This is a genomic window from Exiguobacterium sp. BG5(2022), from assembly GCF_031844365.1.
In the GTDB taxonomy this organism is placed as follows: domain Bacteria; phylum Bacillota; class Bacilli; order Exiguobacteriales; family Exiguobacteriaceae; genus Exiguobacterium; species Exiguobacterium profundum.
In genome coordinates this window covers 966262-986210 of record NZ_JAUZVB010000001.1, presented here as the reverse complement: position 1 = coordinate 986210, position 19949 = coordinate 966262, and the positions used below count along the sequence as shown (strand labels likewise).

Annotated in this window: 26 protein-coding genes; 19 read left to right on the top strand and 7 right to left on the bottom strand. The window is 48.0% G+C overall.

Going from position 1 to position 19949, the window contains the following annotated elements; translation table 11 throughout:
- Positions 1–5: 5 nt before the first annotated feature.
- The gene (locus tag Q9R25_RS05135; RefSeq protein WP_251131805.1) at positions 6–1325 is read left to right on the top strand and encodes a dihydrolipoamide acetyltransferase family protein; all 1320 of its coding nucleotides are present in this window, start codon (positions 6–8) and stop codon (positions 1323–1325) included.
- A 40-nt stretch (positions 1326–1365) separates the two neighbouring features.
- On the opposite strand, the gene Q9R25_RS05130 is transcribed toward Q9R25_RS05135, so the two are convergent.
- The 3 genes from Q9R25_RS05130 to Q9R25_RS05120 form a co-directional block, all read right to left on the bottom strand.
- A complete protein-coding gene (locus Q9R25_RS05130) occupies positions 1366–1581 on the bottom strand; it encodes a hypothetical protein (RefSeq protein WP_214690776.1) in 216 nt (71 codons plus the stop codon).
- Between the two features lie 16 nt (positions 1582–1597).
- A complete protein-coding gene (locus tag Q9R25_RS05125) occupies positions 1598–1975 on the bottom strand; it encodes a hypothetical protein (protein ID WP_215243845.1) in 378 nt (125 codons plus the stop codon).
- Between the two features lie 118 nt (positions 1976–2093).
- Positions 2094–2867: a sporulation protein gene (locus tag Q9R25_RS05120; protein ID WP_311282882.1), complete on the bottom strand. Its 774-nt coding sequence runs from the start codon at positions 2865–2867 to the stop codon at positions 2094–2096.
- A gap of 99 nt (positions 2868–2966) precedes the next feature.
- On the opposite strand from Q9R25_RS05120, the gene Q9R25_RS05115 reads away from it, so the two are divergent.
- From Q9R25_RS05115 to Q9R25_RS05080, 8 genes are all read left to right on the top strand, one after another.
- The gene (locus Q9R25_RS05115; RefSeq protein ID WP_214690779.1) at positions 2967–4151 is read left to right on the top strand and encodes a class I SAM-dependent methyltransferase; all 1185 of its coding nucleotides are present in this window, start codon (positions 2967–2969) and stop codon (positions 4149–4151) included.
- A 35-nt stretch (positions 4152–4186) separates the two neighbouring features.
- Entirely contained in the window at positions 4187–4615 is a 429-nt protein-coding gene (locus Q9R25_RS05110; RefSeq protein ID WP_012726551.1) for a BrxA/BrxB family bacilliredoxin, read from the top strand.
- Between the two features lie 56 nt (positions 4616–4671).
- The gene (locus Q9R25_RS05105; protein ID WP_012726550.1) at positions 4672–5013 is read left to right on the top strand and encodes a DUF952 domain-containing protein; all 342 of its coding nucleotides are present in this window, start codon (positions 4672–4674) and stop codon (positions 5011–5013) included.
- Between the two features lie 182 nt (positions 5014–5195).
- A complete protein-coding gene (locus tag Q9R25_RS05100) occupies positions 5196–5987 on the top strand; it encodes a transporter substrate-binding domain-containing protein (protein WP_031423361.1) in 792 nt (263 codons plus the stop codon).
- 59 nt (positions 5988–6046) lie between these two features.
- Positions 6047–6706 carry an amino acid ABC transporter permease gene (locus Q9R25_RS05095; RefSeq protein ID WP_012726548.1) on the top strand — a complete coding sequence of 220 codons (660 nt, stop codon included), beginning with the start codon at positions 6047–6049 and terminating at the stop codon, positions 6704–6706.
- Complete coding sequence (locus tag Q9R25_RS05090; RefSeq protein ID WP_031423364.1) at positions 6703–7425, top strand: amino acid ABC transporter ATP-binding protein; 723 nt, start codon at positions 6703–6705, stop codon at positions 7423–7425. The genes Q9R25_RS05095 and Q9R25_RS05090 overlap by 4 nt, the downstream gene beginning before the upstream one ends.
- A gap of 30 nt (positions 7426–7455) precedes the next feature.
- Entirely contained in the window at positions 7456–8130 is a 675-nt protein-coding gene (locus tag Q9R25_RS05085; protein ID WP_012726546.1) for a metal-dependent hydrolase, read from the top strand.
- A 2-nt stretch (positions 8131–8132) separates the two neighbouring features.
- Complete coding sequence (locus Q9R25_RS05080; RefSeq protein ID WP_214690781.1) at positions 8133–8708, top strand: HD domain-containing protein; 576 nt, start codon at positions 8133–8135, stop codon at positions 8706–8708.
- A gap of 34 nt (positions 8709–8742) precedes the next feature.
- On the opposite strand, the gene fadH is transcribed toward Q9R25_RS05080, so the two are convergent.
- Complete coding sequence (fadH, locus tag Q9R25_RS05075; RefSeq protein ID WP_214690782.1) at positions 8743–9507, bottom strand: 2,4-dienoyl-CoA reductase; 765 nt, start codon at positions 9505–9507, stop codon at positions 8743–8745.
- A 158-nt stretch (positions 9508–9665) separates the two neighbouring features.
- Entirely contained in the window at positions 9666–10736 is a 1071-nt protein-coding gene (locus Q9R25_RS05070) for an N-acetylglucosaminidase (protein WP_311282881.1), read from the bottom strand.
- A 77-nt stretch (positions 10737–10813) separates the two neighbouring features.
- Here Q9R25_RS05070 and Q9R25_RS05065 point away from each other — a divergent pair, with 77 nt between their 5' ends.
- Positions 10814–11803: an aromatic acid exporter family protein gene (locus Q9R25_RS05065; RefSeq protein ID WP_311282880.1), complete on the top strand. Its 990-nt coding sequence runs from the start codon at positions 10814–10816 to the stop codon at positions 11801–11803.
- Positions 11804–11985: 182 nt separating this feature from the next.
- Entirely contained in the window at positions 11986–13113 is a 1128-nt protein-coding gene (locus tag Q9R25_RS05060; RefSeq protein ID WP_012726541.1) for a M20/M25/M40 family metallo-hydrolase, read from the top strand.
- 45 nt (positions 13114–13158) lie between these two features.
- On the opposite strand, the gene Q9R25_RS05055 is transcribed toward Q9R25_RS05060, so the two are convergent.
- Positions 13159–13332 (bottom strand): hypothetical protein, encoded by a 174-nt coding sequence (locus Q9R25_RS05055; RefSeq protein ID WP_012726540.1) that lies wholly within the window; start codon positions 13330–13332, stop codon positions 13159–13161.
- A gap of 73 nt (positions 13333–13405) precedes the next feature.
- Here Q9R25_RS05055 and rnz point away from each other — a divergent pair, with 73 nt between their 5' ends.
- The 7 genes from rnz to Q9R25_RS05020 are packed head-to-tail and all read left to right on the top strand — an operon-like array spanning position 13406 to position 18067.
- Positions 13406–14311, top strand: coding sequence for a ribonuclease Z (gene rnz / locus Q9R25_RS05050; protein ID WP_214690784.1), 906 nt, complete (start codon positions 13406–13408; stop codon positions 14309–14311).
- Between the two features lies 1 nt (position 14312).
- A complete protein-coding gene (locus tag Q9R25_RS05045) occupies positions 14313–15197 on the top strand; it encodes a hypothetical protein (RefSeq protein WP_012726538.1) in 885 nt (294 codons plus the stop codon).
- Positions 15194–15604 (top strand): DUF4430 domain-containing protein, encoded by a 411-nt coding sequence (locus Q9R25_RS05040; protein WP_031423381.1) that lies wholly within the window; start codon positions 15194–15196, stop codon positions 15602–15604. Before Q9R25_RS05045 ends, Q9R25_RS05040 begins: the two co-directional genes overlap by 4 nt.
- The gene (locus Q9R25_RS05035) at positions 15555–16241 is read left to right on the top strand and encodes a hypothetical protein (protein WP_251131807.1); all 687 of its coding nucleotides are present in this window, start codon (positions 15555–15557) and stop codon (positions 16239–16241) included. Before Q9R25_RS05040 ends, Q9R25_RS05035 begins: the two co-directional genes overlap by 50 nt.
- Positions 16219–17175, top strand: a complete 957-nt coding sequence (locus Q9R25_RS05030; protein ID WP_311282879.1) for an ATP-binding cassette domain-containing protein — start codon at positions 16219–16221, stop codon at positions 17173–17175. The genes Q9R25_RS05035 and Q9R25_RS05030 overlap by 23 nt, the downstream gene beginning before the upstream one ends.
- Complete coding sequence (locus Q9R25_RS05025) at positions 17148–17693, top strand: hypothetical protein (RefSeq protein ID WP_311282878.1); 546 nt, start codon at positions 17148–17150, stop codon at positions 17691–17693. Before Q9R25_RS05030 ends, Q9R25_RS05025 begins: the two co-directional genes overlap by 28 nt.
- 41 nt (positions 17694–17734) lie before the next feature.
- Positions 17735–18067, top strand: a complete 333-nt coding sequence (locus Q9R25_RS05020) for a hypothetical protein (protein ID WP_196430840.1) — start codon at positions 17735–17737, stop codon at positions 18065–18067.
- Between the two features lie 30 nt (positions 18068–18097).
- On the opposite strand, the gene Q9R25_RS05015 is transcribed toward Q9R25_RS05020, so the two are convergent.
- Positions 18098–18892, bottom strand: a complete 795-nt coding sequence (locus tag Q9R25_RS05015; protein WP_311282877.1) for an SDR family NAD(P)-dependent oxidoreductase — start codon at positions 18890–18892, stop codon at positions 18098–18100.
- 151 nt (positions 18893–19043) lie between these two features.
- Between Q9R25_RS05015 and Q9R25_RS05010 the strand changes: the two genes are divergently transcribed.
- Positions 19044–19940: a peptidase U32 family protein gene (locus tag Q9R25_RS05010; RefSeq protein WP_311283113.1), complete on the top strand. Its 897-nt coding sequence runs from the start codon at positions 19044–19046 to the stop codon at positions 19938–19940.
- The last annotated feature ends 9 nt before the right edge of the window (positions 19941–19949 follow it).

The following is a 19949-nucleotide window of genomic DNA, read 5'->3' as shown; positions in this document are numbered from 1 at the left end:
TCTCTATGGAACAAACGATTACCATGCCCCAACTTGGGGAGAGTGTGACAGAAGGCACGATCACGACCTATCTCGTCAAACCGGGCGACCGTGTGGAAGAGTATGAACCACTCGCGGAAGTCATGACGGATAAAGTGACGGCCGAGATTCCGGCGACTAGCGCGGGAGTCGTCAAAGAGTTTCTCATTCCAGAAGGGGAGACCGTCAGCGTCGGGACACCGGTATTGACGATGGAAGTTGAAAGTGCGGAGGAAGCCGTAGTTGAGACGAAGACCGAACCGATTGCAGAAACGACACCTGCAGAACCCGTCTCTAAGCAAGCGGTCGCCACTACTCCGAAAAAACAAAGTGGAAACGGTCGATACTCACCTGCTGTCATCCGACTCGCCAACGAGAATGATATCGATTTGAATGAACTGAGCGGAAGCGGTCTAGGCGGTCGGATCACGCGGAAAGATATTCTTCGTTACTTATCAGAAGGACGTCCGGCATCGACTTCTGAGAAAGCGACACAAGCACCTGTCCAAGAGACGATGGTACAAACAAAGATGGACGTTCCGACTGAAGCGCCACGTCCTGTCGTTGAACCGTCACAACCGGTCGCATCATCCTCGACGTCATCTGGACGTTATGAATCGATTCCGACAGCCGGGGTACGTCAAGCGATTGCGAACAATATGGTCCGCTCGAAGCATGAGGCGCCACACGCATGGCTCATGATTGAAGTGGATGTGACGAACCTCGTTGAAGCCCGTGCGAAATTGAAAGACGAGTTCATGAAACGGGAAGGCGTCAAATTGACGTTCATGCCGTTCTTCATGAAGGCTGCCATCGAAGCATTGAAGAAGTATCCGATGATGAACTCGGAATGGGCAGGAGATCACATCAAAGTTCACCAAGACATCCATCTCTCGGTAGCCGTCGCGGCAAACGACGCCCTTTACGTACCGGTCATTCGCCAAGCGGATGAGAAGAACATCAAAGGTCTCGCCGTGGCCCTTCAAGACGTTGCAACGCGAGCGCGTGAGAACCGTTTGAAGGCAGAAGAGATGCGTGGTGGGACGTTCACCATCAACAACACAGGTGCATTTGGTTCGATCCAATCGGCACCGATTTTGAACTACCCACAAGCGGCAATTCTATCAGTCGAGTCGATCGTGAAGCGTCCGGTATGGATGAATGGAATGTTTGCGGCACGCGATATGGTCAACCTTTGTATGTCGGTCGACCACCGTGTCCTCGACGGTCTCGTCGCAGGTCAGTTCTTGCAAGCAATCAAACAATCGCTCGAGTCAATCGACCCGAACACATATACCGTATATTGATTAAAAAATGGAGACGCTCCCAGTGGGGCGCCTCCATTTTTCATGAGTTATAGCCAAGGAATACCGTGAAGACGAAGCTTGCGGCTGAGATCAGTAGGAGAAGGAACGACAAGGACATGCCTATTGTGACGAGTCCTTTGGAGAGTCGTTGTTTGGATTTATAGAGTGAAAATGCAAACACGAGACTGAATAGGCCGAGCGTCGCGAATAGTGTAAGCGGGATTGCTCGGTCTTGGAGTAACTGAAGTAAATGCAACGTTGAATCATCCTTTCTAATCAAGCGCCTTCTGAAATCGTCGTTGATAGGCAAGATACATCAATCTGCTGACTACGACGAACAGGAGGAAGATCCAGTATATAAAGACATAGTTTAATGAAAATGCAGAGACCCCATCATGTCTGACCGAAGAAATCCAAAGCAAAAGGAGTGAGGCAGGGAAATGAATCAATAGTACAAGATAGGGCATGAACTTCATGAAGGATAAGGCGTTTGTCGACGGATTGCGCATGAGACACATGGCAATCGAACCAATCAGCACTTCGAGCCCACCAAGCGTGAAGAAAGCGAGTGAATCAGAAAGACTAGTCTCTAGAATCGGTAAGGCAAGCGTTGCAAGACCGAAACTCCCAATCATTATTAAAGCAAACAAGATGTAGTCACCTCCAGAAAAGGGTTGATTCCATATGTTGATTGTAAAATAATGGATTATCAAATTCAATACCTCAGAAAAACACGCCATTCATAGAAATGGCGTGTCAGTGAGTTCCTCAAATCGATTGTTCAATCATCGATTCGATGTCGCGACGGACTTCGACAACTGATAAACGTGCGACGTCATATCGCACACGGTGCGTTGATTCGTCTGAACCCGTCAAATCGGCGAAAAGGCTTCCGAGGTCGTGGACACTGCGGTCGACTTGAATGAGAAGTTCAATCGAACCCTCTTCTTGTAAGATGACGACCTCTACTTCGTCCAATTGTCGACCGAAGCGTGAACCGTTCGCTGAATACTCGAGTTCTTGTGCAATCGGGAGGCGCCCAGAACGATGGCGTGCCGGAAGCATTTCCGTGTCGGCTTTCTTCAAACGGAATCCGAGCTCGTCCATCGCATCTAAAATGACTTGTTGAGCCGCATTCGGTTGTACGGTGATCGCATCCTCATCTTTCGGATCGACGGCTTGGGCGATGTCGAGTCCGGTCTCAATCCATGATTTCGATTGACTCACAGAGAGTGGCGTATTGAACGGGACGTTGACTGTGAACGGGATCTCTTTCACTTCTCCAGGACCAATCATAAACGGTGCTTCATTCAATAAAATTTTTTCGATCGTGAACGTCGAGTATGTCGATTTATCGTTCACCTCATGTTTATACAACGTGTTGAAGAAGAGATAGATGCTATCGACGGATTGTTCGACCGAACCACCTTCGATATGGACGACTCCAGTGAGTTCTCCACCCGGTGTACAGTGGCTTTCATTCAAGCGTGTGTCGACTTTTGCGGCACCGATTCCGATTGATGATAAAATCTTTTTAAACATATGTGTATCCTCCTTTGACGTAACGTCGTCTTCGTGTAATAGTATGTACGGATAGGTGAAACGATATGTTTCAAAATTTCTAAAAAAGGATTGAATCCATTGGAATATAAAGCGTTACAAGAACGTCTCGCAGACGTCTTACAATCAAATCATCTCGTGTCGGCGACCATCAGTCAACCCCGTCAAAAATCTAGCGATCTCAGACGGGTCAAATTGAAACCGGTCATGTTACGAAATGCGTATCATATCCAGTTCGAGTATCAGTATGAGCGGGTGATGAACCATAAAAACTTGACACCAGATGAGGCTGTCACGGAAGTGAATGAGCTTCTCGAAACGTTCCGACAAGGACAGTTTCAGTTAAAAGATTCCGACCTCCAGTTCCAATTATCGAAAAAGTTCAAAGTGACATTGAAAGAAAAGCAGACGGCTCAAAAAGAAGTTCAACTGAGTCACAATCGTGAAAAACAATATGTGCTCCCGCTTGACGAGCCAGTTCCGTTTCTCATTCGACTCGGCATTCAGTCAGCGGACGGGAAAGTGAAGCGTCAAAAGTATGACAAGTTTAAACAAATCAACCGCTTCCTTGAGTTCATTGAGGACTCGCTTAAACACTTGCCGACAGACCGTACCGTCCGAATCTTGGATTTCGGTTCAGGGAAGTCGTATTTGACGTTTGCGCTCTATCATTTCCTTCATGAGATGAAAGGATATGACGTGCATATCACAGGACTCGATTTGAAGAAAGAGGTCATCGAAGAGTGTGCATCGATTGCGAAAGATCTTGGATATGAACGACTCGAATTCTTAGTCGGAGACATTAATGAATATGAAGGGGAAACAGCTGTTGACATGGTCGTGACCCTTCATGCATGTGACGTGGCGACCGATATGGCATTGGCACGTGCTGTCCGTTGGGGCGCGAAAGTCATCTTAAGCGTCCCGTGTTGTCAAAAGGAATTGAATCGTCAAATTCAAGCACCGAATCTAGACGTGATGCTTCAGCACGGATTGATCAAAGAACGGTTCGCCTCACTCGCGACCGATTCGATTCGGGCTGAACTGCTCGGTCTTGTCGGGTATGATGCCCAGCTGCTCGAATTCATCGACCTCGAGCACACCCCGAAAAATATCATGATTCGTGCCTACTTGACGAACCGCCAGGCGACTGCTGAGACGAAGACACGTTACCTCGCCTTTAAACAAATGTTACAGGCAGATCCGTTCTTAGAACGGGAATTGAGCGATAGACTTGTCCTCGAGGTAGAACAAGACGTAAAATAAGGGTGTACAGACGAAATGTCGAAAGGGGAAACAACATGGATTTTCAATTATATTTTCAAGATGTAGTCGAACAAGCGCGTAACGAAGTACGTGCTGCAGGATACACAGAGCTCACGACACCGGAAGAAGTAGACGGTGCGCTGAAAAAAGAAGGGAAGACACTCGTCCTCGTCAACTCGGTTTGTGGGTGTGCAGGCGGGATTGCGCGTCCAGCTGCTGCATATGTGAACAAAATGGAAGGTGTGAAGCCTGATCATTTCGTGACCGTGTTTGCTGGTCAAGACCGTGAAGCGACAGATCGTGCACGTGAGTATTTTGAAGGATATGCACCGTCTTCACCATCAATCGCGCTTCTTGAGGATGGCAACATCGTGACGATGGTAGAGCGTAGTGAAATCGAGTCATCGACTGCTGAAGAACTCGTTGACCAGTTGCAAACATTGTTCGACATCTACTTCGCATAATCAAGCATCGGCGCAAAGGCACTGCCTTTGCGCTTTTGTGAAAAGGGGCAGGGTATATGGAACCAGTCATCAAAATCATGACGGAGGCAGAATATATGATTGCCCTGTCACGCGGTGAAATCAATGAACCGTCACTTCAATCGGAAGGGACGATTAAATGTTGTACGCCGCAACAGATTGGAAAAGTCGTCAAAAAATCGTATCCGGGAGAAGCGGTCGTGCTCGTTTCGTTGCACGTCAATCGTCTCGGACAGCTGTTACATTATGAGCTGGATGAGGATGGAGAACGTTACCCGCATGTATACAGTGCTATCCCCATGACTTCTGTCAAACAGGTGCAACCGTACGGGTCGCGCGACAATGGAACGGTCACATATTTCGCTTTCGAGCGAATGTGACCTTCTTTTTTTGTATGAATTGCATGAATATACTTTACAAGTAATAATTATGTGTATATAGTGGTTGAAGACACAAGTCGGACAACTGATGTGTCATAGAACAGTTGAGCTACGTTCACACATATGTCATAATTTTGTTAAAGTTCTGATAATTATCATTCAACTACGAAAGGGAGATGAAGATGAAAAAAGGTTTTCTAGCATTATGTTTAGCAGGACTGGCCGCGTTCTCAGTCGCATGTGGGGCAGACGTGAACGAAGGAGGATCGACATCGACCGATGGTGAGGATGACAAAGTCATCGTCATGGGTACGAGTGCCGATTACTTCCCATATGAGTTCGTCGATACAGCGAATGGCGACGAGATTGTCGGATTTGATATCGATATCGCCAAAAAAGTGGCAGAGAACATGGGATATGAATTGAAAATTGAAGATATGGATTTCGGAAGCTTACTTGGGGCCCTCAATGCAGGTCGAGTCGACTTCGTCATGGCGGGGATGACTCCGACAGAAGAGCGTAAAGAAAATGCCGATTTCTCAGATATTTATTTCACAGCAGTGAACTTGATCTTGTCAAAAGATGATTCACTTCAATCACTTGAAGATTTGAAAGGCAAAAAGATTGGTGTCCAACTCGGTTCGATTCAAGAAGGAATCGCAAAGGATCAAATCGCAGATGCTGAAATCGTCTCGTTGAACAAGATTCCTGAGATCATTCAAGAAATTAAGACAGGACGTATTGACGCAATGGTCATCGAAGATACGGTCGCGAAAAAATACCTCGAGCAAGACAGTGAATTGACGACATTTGAGATCGTGGACGAAGAAGAAGCGGGTTCTGCTGCTGCCTTCCGTAAAGATGATGAACTCCGCGATCAATTCAACGAAGAGTTGAAAAAGATGATCGACAGTGGAGAAATCGAAGAGTTAGCACAGAAATGGTTTGAAGAAGAGGCTGCACCAGCCGAATAATGAATCGTACGAGGCTGACTGAAGATGAATCGGTCAGCCTTTTTTAGGAGGAACTTACTATGGATTTTAGCCGGATTTATGATTCGATCCCGTACATACTTGAAGGGATTCCAGTCATGTTCCAAGTGGTCATCGTCTCGGCATTGATCGGAATCTCACTTGGGATTGTTGTCGCTACATTAAAAATTGTCCCGAATCGTCTGATTAACTTTATCGGGCATGCTTATACGGCGGTGTTCCGTGGGACGCCACTCATTTTGCAACTCGCCATCATCCACTTCGGATTGCCGCAACTGACGGGATATATCACGACACCGTACCAGTCAGCGGTCATCGCCTTCTCGCTCAACTCGGGGGCGTATATTTCAGAGATTATTCGAGCGGGTATCCAAGCAGTAGATAAAGGACAGTGGGAGGCTTCGGATGCTCTTGGCGTCCCGTATGTCAAACAGTTACGTTCCATCATCTTGCCACAGGCGTTCAAGAACATCTTGCCTGCTCTTGTGAACGAGATGATCACGTTAACGAAAGAGTCTGCCCTCGTCTCGACGGTCGGGGTGCTTGATATCATGCGTCGTGCGCAAATCGTCGGTGGGCAGAAGGCAATCTACTTCGAACCGCTTCTATTCGCCGGTGTGATATACTTTACGATAGTGATGATCTTGACGTATCTTGGACAACGTCTAGAAAAACGGTTAAGAAAGAGTGATGGAAGATGATCGAAGTAAAAGACCTACACAAACAATTTGGTGACTTAGAAGTGCTAAAAGGAATCACGACGACGATCGAGCGTGGTGAAGTGGTTGCTGTCATCGGACCGTCCGGGTCTGGTAAATCGACATTTCTACGCTGTTTAAACATGCTTGAGATTCCAACGAGCGGTACGGTCAGTGTCGACGGATTCGAGCTCACGAAAAAAGGGGCGAACGTCGCGAAGGCGCGTCAAAACATCGGAATGGTATTCCAACAGTTCAACTTGTTCCCTCATATGAGCGTATTGGACAATTTGACGTATGCACCAATCAACGTCTTAAAAGTCAGCAAGGCGGAAGCGCTGGAACGTGCGAAGAAATTACTGGAACGTGTCGGCCTTTCTGAAAAAATCGATGCCTATCCGAGCCAACTCTCGGGTGGACAAAAACAGCGTGTCGCCATCGCGCGTGCCTTGGCGATGGAACCGAACGTCATGTTATTCGATGAACCGACATCTGCACTTGACCCGGAGATGGTCAATGAAGTACTTGATGTTATGAAAGGATTGGCCGAAACGGGAATGACGATGGTCGTCGTCACACACGAGATGGGCTTTGCCCGTGAAGTGGCAGACCGTGTCCTCTTCCTCGACGAAGGCATCCTGATGGAAGAAGGTAAGCCGGCTGACCTGTTATTAAACCCGCAAACAGACCGAGCGAAACGTTTCTTGGAGAAAGTGTTGTAATCTGATTTCACATGGGAAGGATGAAAGCAAATGAACATCACGTACTACGGACATGCGACGGTAGGGTTTGAAATTGATGGTGTAAATGTGTTGATTGATCCGTTTTTGACGAGCAACCCGCATACAGACGTGGATCCATCCACGCTACGCCCAGACTATTTGTTGCTCACACATGCTCATTTCGATCACATTGAGGATGTCGAATTGATTGCGAAAGCATCTGGCGCGACGATTGTTGCGACGCATGAGCTCGCGACGTATTACGAGAAAAAAGGATTCTCCGTCCATGGGATGAATATCGGGGGAGGTCATGCCTTTCCGTTCGGGCGTGTCACGATGACGCAAGCGTTTCACAGTTCGAGCTTTGACATGGGAGACACGCCGGTCTACATGGGGATGCCGGCTGGCTTCATCATTGAGACGAATGAGTTGACGGTCTACCACGCTGGAGACACGAGTCTCTTCTCAGATATGAAGATGTACGGAGAACGTTTTGAAATCGATGTCGCTTTCCTTCCGATCGGAGACAACTTCACGATGGGACCGACAGACGCATTAGATGCGGCACAATGGCTACAAGCGAAACGTGTCGTTCCGATTCACTTTGATACGTTCCCGCCGATTAAACAAGATGCTCAGGCATTTTGTGACCAATTGCACCGTCGAGGTCTCTTGATTGAACCGAATACGACGATCGAGATTTGAGTGTGGACGTGATACAAGCGACGAGAAAGTTCGTCGAAACAATTCATGCAAATGATCAGACGGGTCATGATATTGCCCACATCGAGCGGGTCGTTCGACTCGTAGAGCGCTTGATGGAAAATGAACCGGTCGATCGAACGGGACTTCTGCTAGCCGCTTATTTACATGATGTCGAAGACCATAAGCTCGGTCGTCCAAAAGGGCTCGTCAAACAGCATCTGTCCTCAATTGACATCACTGAAGAGCAAGTGGACTTGGTGATGGCGGTGATTGATGAGGTCTCCTTCTCAAAAGGCAAGACCCCAACGACCCGGGAAAGCGAAATCTTGCAAGACGCCGACCGTCTTGATGCGATGGGGGCCATCGGGATTGCGCGAACGTTCCAGTTCGCGGGTTCTCGCAAAACTCCGCTTGATTTGTCGGAAGAGAGTGCCATTCAACATTTTCATGACAAGCTGTTGAAGCTGGCATCGATGATGCATACCGCAAAAGCAAAACAACTAGCGATGTCACGTCATGCTTTCATGCAGCAGTTCCTAGAACAGTTTCATGAAGAATGGGATGGGGTGGACATATAAAAGGACGACCGAGTATATTCGGTCGTCCTTTTGATTAGAATGGATGCTTGTTCAACCAATGACCACCGTCAAGAGAGATGCAATCCCCGTTTAAATAGCGCATGTCGTCTGATGCCATCCAGTAAGCGAGGTCCGCGATCTCTTCCGGTGTCCCAAAACGTCCAAGTGGGACGTTACGGCGAATACGCTCTACTTCTTTTACATGGGATACGAGCTTTTCAGCGCCGCCTGTCCGTTCAATCGGTCCAGGACTGATGGCATTGACCCGCGCGCCGAATTGATAGCCCCATTCAACCGCGAGTGTTCGCGTCAAGTTCAAGACCCCTGCTTTCGCTGCCGCACTCGGTGCGACACCAGGACCTGCCTGCCACGCATAGGAAGCGACCATGTTGATGATGGAGCCGCCACGGATTTCATCTGCTTCCCAATGTTTCCCGAGAACATGGGTGCAGTTGAATGTCCCGTTCAAGACGATGTCGATGACACTTGCCCAACCATTAGGAGATAAATCAAGAGTCGGACACACAAAATTTCCGGCAGCATTGTTGACGAGTGCGTGTACAGGTCCATAAGCGGATACGATGTCAGCCAGTGCTTTCGCGCATCCTTCATAGTCACGAACGTCATGTTGCACACTCATCGCCTGACCTGCATCGATTGAATTCAAATCGTTCATCGCTTCTAGTAGTCGTTCCTCGTTTCGACCGCTGATAGCGACGTTCCATCCTTCCTGTTTAAATTTTAATGCCATCGCTTTCCCCATGCCGGACGATCCCCCGGTAATCCAAATCGTTTTCATCTTAATTCCCCCTCAAAAATGAATGGTTGTTCATTTATACTATTCGTCTTGTGATGTGAAAATCCTTCAATAAGATGTTGATTCATATTGAATCATTCCTTTGTCCTGAAACGTATACAGACGTCAAGCAGCCCGACTCGTATGAGCCGGGCTGCTTTTCATTGAATTTTTTTCAAGTACTTCAAACCGAGTTCACGGTCAATCGTGTACATTGTACCAGCAACTTTCTCGCCCCAGTATGGATCGGATGCATAGAAGATATTGATGCCTTCCTGCTTGTTCCCGGGATAATCGCCACGAGCGTATGGCCCTGTGACATATTTAGTCGCAAACAATTCAGCAGCAGCTTGTACGCTGGCGTCAATTGTTTTAAAGGATGTCGCATTCCCGCTCGGGTCGTCATCTGTCGCGCGGAACCCAAATAGGTTCCGCTTGTCTCGAGCGATATCGGACGTTCCAAATCGGGATTCATGCCCGGCAACCGCCAGCAGGAATAAGGCATTGATGTTATACGTATCTTCTGCCCGTTTAAAAGACTTGCCTTCCCCAGCGAGTGGTGAATCGATGGATATTAAATATTGATCAAACTCGTCAGCCGAATATGGGGACGACGTGCGAATCGATGCAAATTGATAAGGAGAATCGAAGACGTCTTGGACACGTTCTGTGTAAAAACGGTCATCCGAGTTTTTTTCTGTCGGACCTACAAGGAACGTACCGGCGAGATTGGCGTTCGCTTCCACCGTATGGTAGACGTCACCTTCTCGAATCTCGTAAAATCCACGTCTCTTCACAACTGCTTCAGGAAATAACGCCATTTGATCCGGTTTGACATACACATCCGCCCCGGAGATACGTACTTTAAGATGATCGTCTCCTCGTTCAATTAGTTGAAGTCTCGTGCCACCAGCGACATAGGATTGTCGTGTTTTAAATGATGCATCTTTATATAAGTTTGTGATAGCATCACTCGGAGTGACGACGACTCCGGTACCTGTAAAATCGAGTACTTCTCCAGAGGGGGAGAACAATGTCCGGTTCTTACCGGCCGTCATGTATCGTTTTGCTTCTGCGAGAGATTCGAACGACCTCGTGACACGGTCGCCATTCGTCACCGTTTCGACGGTATAGGTGTCTTCACTGGAAGATTGAATCCATAAAAAGGCTGCGATGGCGAGACTAAGTGTCGCAATCATCGGCCAAACCTTAAGTCTTTTCTTTCGTTTCAATCAAATCACTTCCAAACTTTTGAATTGCCAAACGAGTTGATTTAGTCAACAATTTGATGGAGAAGGGGGAAATTAGTATGAAAATTGGAACGCGGACGTTAAAGACCGCGGTCGCAGCAGGTATCGCGATGCTCATTTCCGAAACAATTCATCTCGATTATTTTGTATTTGCAGCCATTATCGCCATTTTAAGTATTCAAGAGACGCGTAAAAAATCGATTCGCGCCTCCTATGAACGAGTCATGGCAAGTCTTCTCGCCATCGGAATGGGTGCGGCGATGTTCACGCTACTCGGCTATTCACCGGTGACGCTCACACTTTATTTTGTCATTTTCATTCCACTCGTACAACAATTGAAACTGCAAGACGGGCTCATTACGAGTGTCGTCATCTTGACCCACCTCTACACCGAAGCACAGTTTTCACTCGAGTTATTTATCAATGAGCTATTGCTCATTGCAATCGGTGTCGGTGTCGGGCTCGTCGTCAACATGTATATGCCGACGCTTGACCGTGAGATTGAACGGATTAAAGAGAATATCGACCGTTCGCTTGCTGTTCTGTATTATGACGTGGCGGCATGTGTCGAGACGGGCGTCTATAACAATCACTCGATGATGCTCATCAAGACGCGGGACTATCTGAAAGAGGGGAAAGATTTGGCTCTTCGCCGTATGGGGAACTCAATCGGAAAGCGAAACGAGGACATGGACTATCTATACTTCCGAATGCGTGAACGACAGTATGATATTCTCAAACGAGTCGCGGATAACGCCAGAGAAATCACGATGGTCGTCAATGAAGCGAGACCGGTCGCGACGTTCTTACGTCGAGTCGGGGATCATGTGAACGAGCAGGCCGATGCCTCCGTCTTTCTACAGGAGCTTGAAGAGATGATTGAGCATTATCGAAAAAACGTACCTCTCCCCACGACGCGTGAGGAATTCGAGGTACGCTCATCCTTATTGAATATTTTATCTGATGTAAAAAGTTACTTGATCTTGAAAGAGCGATACATCTTGCTCTTAAAAGAACATGGTCATGCTCGAGAGAAACGTGCTGATTAAAAAGATTGAGACGATGACGACGACGCCGATTTGAATGATGCGTTGTCGTCTTTTCTGTTTTTTCTTCATGGTCTGCCTCCATATACGTGTTTGCCATCATTGTACAGAATGGAAAAGATTCGTGCAATCCAGGGGAGTTTGATATAATGGTCAAGAAATGTTTGGATGGAGGGATGTTGTTTATGGTAAACGAGACACGCGTGCTCGACACATTTTTAGGATTGGTCGGCATCGATTCAGAAACGAAGGAAGAAGCGGTCATCTGTGAACATTTGAAAGGTGTATTCACAGAGCTTGGCTGCGACGTCTATGAGGACGACGCATCAACGAAGACGGCACACTCTGGTAACAACTTGATCATCACGTTGCCTGCAACGAAAGAAAATGTTGATCCGATTTACTTTACGGCTCACATGGATACGGTCACTCCAGGTAAAGGAATCAAGACGAGCATCAAAGACGGATATGTCGTCACGGATGGTACGACGATTCTCGGGGCAGACGACAAGACGGGCCTCACGGCGATGATCGAACTCGTGCGAGTATTGAAAGAAAAGCAAATTCCACACGGTCAAATCCAGTTCGTGATCACGGTCGGGGAAGAATCAGGTCTCGTCGGTGCGAAAGTATTGGATTTATCGAAAATCGATGCAAAGTTCGGTTTTGCCCTTGATTCGGATGGACCAGTTGGAGACATCATTGTCGCCGCTCCGACACAAGCAAAAGTGAACGCGAAGATTTATGGGAAGACGGCTCATGCTGGTGTCGCACCGGAAAAAGGAATCTCGGCGATTCAAATCGCAGCGAAAGCCATCGCGAAGATGCCGCTCGGTCGTATCGATGAAGAGACGACAGCCAACATCGGACGTTTCGAAGGGGGTCGCGCGACAAACATCGTGTGTGACTATGTCGAAGTTCTTGCTGAGGCCCGTTCGCTCATCCATGAGAAGATGGAGAAACAGGCAGAAACGATGAAACAAGCCTACATCGAGGTCGCTGAGTCGTTCGGTGGTCGTGCCGAAGTGGACATCGACATCATGTATCCTGGATTCAAGTTTGAGGAAGGGGACGAAGTCGTTGAGGTGGCGAAACGTGCGGCTCAGACAATCGGACGTCCGACTCGAATCTTACACTCAGGAGGCGGTTCGGATGCGAACGTCATCGCCGGTGGAGGAATCCCGACAGTCAACTTGGCGGTCGGCTATGAAGAGATTCATACGACGAACGAACGCATGCCACTTGAAGAGTTATACAAACTCGTCGAGTATGTCGTGACGATCGTCGAAGAAGTCGCATCACCTAAGCAATAAAAAAGAGCCGACCATTCGTCGGCTCTTCGTATGTGTTCGTACTCGTTATGCTGCGAACTCCAGTGATTCTAAAATCAACTCGTCTGTGCAATGAAGTTCGATCGCTATGTCGTGAATGCGGATAGAGGTGCCTTGTTCCTGTTGGTGCAAGCGATTCATCAAAGCTGCGCGTTCTCGAATCGTCTCATAAATCGATTCGGGTTGTTCTGCCTTGGTCATCACAAATCACATCCTTTTCAGCGATTACGTCAAGTATAGCATGGAACGGCTTGAAGAAAGGAATTAAATATTTATGAAGTTACAGTTTTTAGGAACTGGGTCGGGGATGCCTTCGAAACAGCGCAACGTATCGGGGCTAGCTCTCGATTTATCGAACGTGACCTGGCTGATTGATTGTGGCGAGGGCACGCAACACCAAATGCTCTATACGAAAATCAAACCGAGAAAAGTGACAGCGGTATGGGTGACGCATCTTCATGGTGACCATGTCTTCGGATTGCCCGGATTCTTATCGACTCGTTCGGCACTCGATGGAACCGCCCCCTTGACCGTCTATGGGCCAAAAGGATTGAAAAAATGGCTTGAAGCTACTTTGCGTGTCACAGGCTCACATCTAGGATACGAGCTGACCGTGATCGAGTACTCGGACGGGGACACATTCATACAAGACGACCATCTCGTCACTGTGCGAAAATTAGAGCATCGGTTCCCTTCATTCGGTTTCCGAATCGATGGTCCAGAAAAACCGGGCATGCTACGCGTCAATCTTGTAAGAGAACTCGGTATTCCAAGTGGACCGATTTATCGAACCATCAAAGAATCAGACCGATTTGAATTTGAAGGAAAATGGTATGACTCTAAAGAATACGTCACTGAACCGATTCCGGGAAAAATCGTAGCGATTTTAGGAGATACAATCCCTTGTGAGAACGCGCGGAAGTTGGCGGATGGAGCGGACCTCCTCGTTCACGAGGCAACGTTTATGGAGGCGGAACAAGCGCTCGCTCGGAAGTATGGTCACTCGACGACACGTGAAGCGACCGCGCTAGCGAATGCGTGTGCCGTCGGCAAGCTGATTGTGACACACATCTCAGCGCGCTATGTCGGGCGAGAGGAAGAATTTGTTCAAGAAGTCGTGTCGGAATTTCCATCGAGTCTCGTTGCGACGGACTTTTTAGAATATACAGTGGGGGATTGATGTGACCATTCAACTCTATGTATGGGCAGCCTTTTTAGTGATTAGCGTTCTATTAGGGATTCGATTAAATCAATTGAAAGAGCCGGAAGCGAACTTCTTTCCAAAGTTCTTATTTTATTCCCTACTTGGAATCGTGTCTTTTCCTATCGGCGGGTTTCACATTCCGATTGGCTTTCTGTTGTCATTTTTGTTCTTTCCGAAACAGAACAGCCGGTATAAATGGTATGGAGCACTGTTAGGGTTCTTCTTTTTTCTCGTCTTGCTTTTTGTCCCGTTGTTCGACCAGTCCGGCTTTCGTTCCGAGTCGCAACAAATCGGTGCCGTCTCGGTCACGGATGAATCGTTTGATGACATGACCGAAAAATTGTTACAACGAATCAATAGTGAATCGATTAAATTAGATCGCGGGAAATTACAGATCGACCGGGAAGGGAACGTTCAATCCATTGAGTATTTACTCATGGTGGAGCGAGCCGAATCCTTCCAACAGATCCGTGTGACATATGGCTCAGGACAACTTTCGTATGAACAAGTCGATGAACTGCGTAAAGAATCTGGACAGGCCTTTTTTGAAAAGCTTGTCGAATTCGACCACATGCTGTCGACGTTACGAGGTCCTTCATGGGATGAGTATACTGACGTCGTTTCTGCCCCAGTGTTACAACTTTCCTATGATGGGCTGTATGACATGTACACGTTCGAAAACGAATCGATGCTCATGATTAATCGGGACAATGAACTGGTCAAGTTCTGGCTCCAGCGCGAACCAGTCCTCGCAAACAGCATCCAACTCGTCGGACTGACACGGGAAGGACGAAGTTCAGGCGAACGTTTTGCGATACTATATAATTATTCGATACATCAACGAGAGGATTTGACAGAATGATCAAACCGTATTTGAGTATTTCCCTATTAACGACCGCACTTCTTGTCGGATGTGGCGGAGAAGAAGCCCAACAAGAGGCGTGCGATGTAAGTCCGACCATTTCCGTATACAATGCGGCGACGGAAGAGACGCTCTATCAAGAGAAGAGCGTCTGTTTGGAAGAGGATGCGACCGTGCTCGACGCATTGAAAGCGACAGGGCTTGACCTCGAAGTGACAGGAAGCGGAGACATGTCGTACGTGACGGCAATCGAAGGCATCGAAGAAAAATCAGAAGGACAATCGTCAGGCTGGGTATTTGCTTTTAATGGCGCGCCCGGAGATGAAGGGGCCGGTGCTAAAGAAGTAGAATCGACGGATGTCATTCAGTGGCGGTTTGAAGAAGATGCGATTGCTTTCTTCGAATGAGGCAGATTGGGAGCGGCGACATCCTGTCACGCTCCTTTTCTTTCTATTTAGTCATCTATTCATTTTGACGTATATCCATGATGTCACAGTATTTGTCATCGGCCTTGTCCTTTTGCTCATGCTTGAACGTCGGTTTCCATGGACGATGCTCATCGTATTGATTGCGTTTGCTGTCGTCTCGGTCTTCCCTGCATTGTTCGGATGGGAGTTATCGCTCACTTACATATGGCGTCAGCTATTGAAGTTGGCTACTTTCTTACTTGGCATGCTGTGGATTTCTCGGATTGTTCGATTGGAACGCTTGCTCCCACTTCTCTATAAATGGCCCCGTTCAACTTCCCTCTTGTATGGGGCGTGGGCACTTATTCCTTCGATGGAACGAGCGGTACGTCAGTCGCTCAGAAGTCACCCTAAAAAAGCGTGGCAAGAAGCAATCGAGATTGGCATTAATAGCCAAAGGCATGAGCCACGATTTGCGGTCGAGCCGATGCGTCGCTTCCGATTTGAGGATGTTCTCCAACTCTTTATGATTGGCTTGATTGGCTACGTATCACTCGAGTGGACCATCATCCCATGGCTCATCTATCCATACGTCACAAAAGGAGGTGTTCGTGATGCAATGGCTTTCTACCGTTGACGGGTCGCTCGAGGCATATATCGAGCGGTATCGTCCTCGAGTCATCAGAATGAATCAACCATTCTCAGGAAAAGTTGGTCATTTATTATCCCGTGTTGATTCGCTTCGGGGGGCGGAACTCGCCTCACTCTTACAAATTGATGCACTGTATCCAAAAGCGTTTGACGCCTGTTCAAGCGGTGAGCAACAGATTGTACAAGTCGCTTATGCTCTATTAGATCAGCCCGAAGCAATTGTACTTATCGAACCGTTCCGCCACCTCGATCAATTCCGTAGAGAACATCTAGAGATGCTACTTCGTCGTACTTCCGGTCTCGGTGTTCGGATTGGTTATACGGAACGGGCGCAAGAATCGTCTGAAGACATGAAAATCACTTTCCGACAATCGGAGACGATACCAAGAATTGAAGCGACCGATGTATCCTATCGTCATCCGCTTCAGGCGACTTATGCCATTGAAGAAGTGACGGTCCAAATGAATGAACCTGGCCTCACCGTCTGTATTGGGACGAACGGAAGTGGAAAATCGACGTTGCTCGAACTTTTAGCAAGGAGCAGACGCCCTCTTCGTGGACGGGTGAAGCGGGGGGAGCGAGCTGCTTATCTTCCTGCCGAAACGGAATACGGTCCGTTTCCGCAAGAATCGAACCGGAGGATCGCTCAACTACAAGCCGTCCTGAGCGACTCGGCAAGCGTCCTTTTGCTCGATGAACCGACGGTGGATTTAACGAATGGGGAACGTACGGCGTTCCTTGAAGCGCTCTTGAAAAAGTCCGAATCAGCACGTGTGCTTTGTGCGACACATGATTTGGCGTTAGTCGACCAAGCGACGGACGTGATTTACCTTGCGAGTGGTCGCGTGGTCTTTCAAGGAGAACGGTCACTCTTTCAAGAACGGAGTACGCTATGGTCACATACGTCCTCGCCATTCTGATTGCCATCCTGGTCATGTATCGATTTGAGAAATCCGATCTCCCGGTTCAACCGCTCGTGCAGCTCTTGGCACTCGCAGTCATCGGTCGCTGGCTTTTCATGACGATTCCGAACGTACAACCGACGACAGCCATTTTGATGCTGACGGCACTATGTATTGGATTGAATGCTGCGGCGGTCCTTGCGCTCTTCGTACCCATCTTGTCAGGTCTGTTGCTCGGGATCGGACCGTTCGTCTTCTATCAATTTTTAGGCTGGCTCCTTATCGTAACGCTCGTCAGCAGTTTTAGACCGTTATGGATGAAGTCGAACATCCTTTTTCTTCTGTTTGGTTTTTTGTCCGGATTTATATATGGATGGACGACCAATCTAGCGTTCTTCGAAGTGATTGGAGCTGATTTTTGGAAGCTACTTCTACTCAGCGTCCCGTTTGACTTGGCACATGGGCTATCGAATGTCGTTTTCCTCTTTTTAATCCGTCCCTTGTTCGAGCGCATATTCCTTCGTCAGCTCGGGTAAACATACAATAGTCATATCATTTTGAGTGAGGTGAACGACGGATGGGTGCATATATCAATCTCACAGAAGTCGGCATGTTTCTACTCGTAGGACTATTGTTTATCTTGTTAAACCTGATTCTATTGGCAAAACGTTACACGAGAGCCCGTTTTGCCATGATCAGCATCCTTGCGGCGAGCGTGTGGCCAGCACTCATGATTGTGCTTTCCGTGGAACAACTGAGCATCATGGACCAGCTCACGTCAGGAGACCTGACGCTCGATGCCGTCATGGCGTGGGGAGTCGTCATCGCTACAGCGCTGATGACTATGATTCCGGCAGGTGTATTTCTACACCGGCTTGTGAACGTCTCTCGCTTACACTCTGAACCATAAAAGGAGCGACCCGATGCGGTCGCTCCTTTTTCATGTAGTCGATTCAGCAGGTGTTCCATCAGCCGGTTTTTGGACGCGACGTAATACTTCGAGACTGAGAGCTCGTGGCATCAATTTGGCGACCCCGACCAATAACTGATTAGAGAATCCAGGGATGACCACACGCTTGTTATTCATCACCCCTTTGTATCCGAAGAAGGCGACGAGATGAGATGGCATTTTCGAGAATGACAATTCACTCCCGGCACGATTAAAGAAGTTCGTATCCGTCGGGCCAGGGCATAACACACTCACATGCACGCCACTACCTTTCACCTCGGCATGAATCGCTTCAGTGAATGAGAGGACATAGGCTTTCGTCGCGTAATAGACGGCCATATATGGACCAGGTTGGAAGGCAGCGACAGATGCAACGTTCAACACATATCCGTGGTCACGTTCGAGCATGCCAGGCAAATAGGCTTTCGTCAGTTCGGTCAACGTATTGACGTTCAATCGGACCTCGTCGGCTTCCGTCTCAGCATCAAGGTCGGCGAACGCGCCGGACGTGCCAAACCCGGCATTGTTAATTAAAAAGTCGACAGTGAGGCCAGCTTCGGCAATCATCGTCGTCAATCGGACTGCTGCGCCATGTTTTGCCAAATCTAGAGCAAAGACATGTACGTTGATGCGATAACGTGTCTCAAGTACTTTTTTTAGTTCATGCAATCGTGGTTCGTTCCGAGATACTAAAATACAGTCGTAGCCGTCGCGAGCGGCGAGTACGGCCAAGTCTAGACCGATGCCCATCGAGGCGCCGGTGATTAAAGCTGTCTTTGACAACATGATCCACTCCTTTGATGAAAAGTCATACATTGTTACTGAATTCTTCACGAGTTGTTAAAATCCTGCTCCGTTCGCACATTGAAACATATGCTAAAGTATAGCAAGAAAATGTGATTAGACTCACAAAGTAGGGAGTAGAACAAATATGATGATTCAGCTCGTCACTACGGCGCAAAGCGTTGATCAGGCAGAAGCGTTAATCAAAGCCGGCGCGGACCGACTATATATCGGAAATTCAAGGTTTGGGTTGAGACAAAAAGGTGACTGGACAATCGATGCTGTGAGAGAAGTCACACAACTTGCCCATCAGTATGGGAAAGAAGTGACGGTAGCCGTCAACAACCTGATGCACAATGACCACATTGAAGAGTTAAAAGATTATTTGCAAACGCTGAAAACGATAGGAGTCGATGATGTCACCGCTGGAGACCCCGGCGCCATTCGCTTGATTCGACAGGCCAAGATTCCGTATTGGTATGATGCCCAAACGCTCGTCACATCCGCCAAACAGATCCAATTTTGGGGGAAACGCGAAGCGATTGGAGCGGTCGTCGCCCGCGAAGTGACAATCGAAGAACTCGTCTTGATCCAGCAGCAAATCGGACTTCCTGTTGAAGTGCAAGTATATGGTCCGACATGCATCCATCACTCTAAACGCCCACTCGTGACGAATTACTTTAATGAACTCGGAAGACCGGTTGAAGAAGCAAAACAACGCGAATTTTATATGAGCGAACCGGCAGATACGACCAGTCGTTATCCCATCTATGAGGACGAGAACGGCACCCATATTTTCTCTGAGGATTTGACGCTCATGGGTCAGCTTCCGACGTTAGTCAAAAATGGACTTCACACGTGGAAGCTAGACGGATGGCACGCCGGGGACCAGTTTGTTGAAATCGTTCAGTTGTTTACTTATGCCCGGACGAATTTGTTGAACGGTCGATTTGATCGTGTAGAGATGGAACATCGTCTTCACGAGCTTCAACCGGAAACGTTCCGTCTCGGTACGGGACTGTGGTTGCGAAAACCAGAAGAGATTAAGTGAGGGATCAAG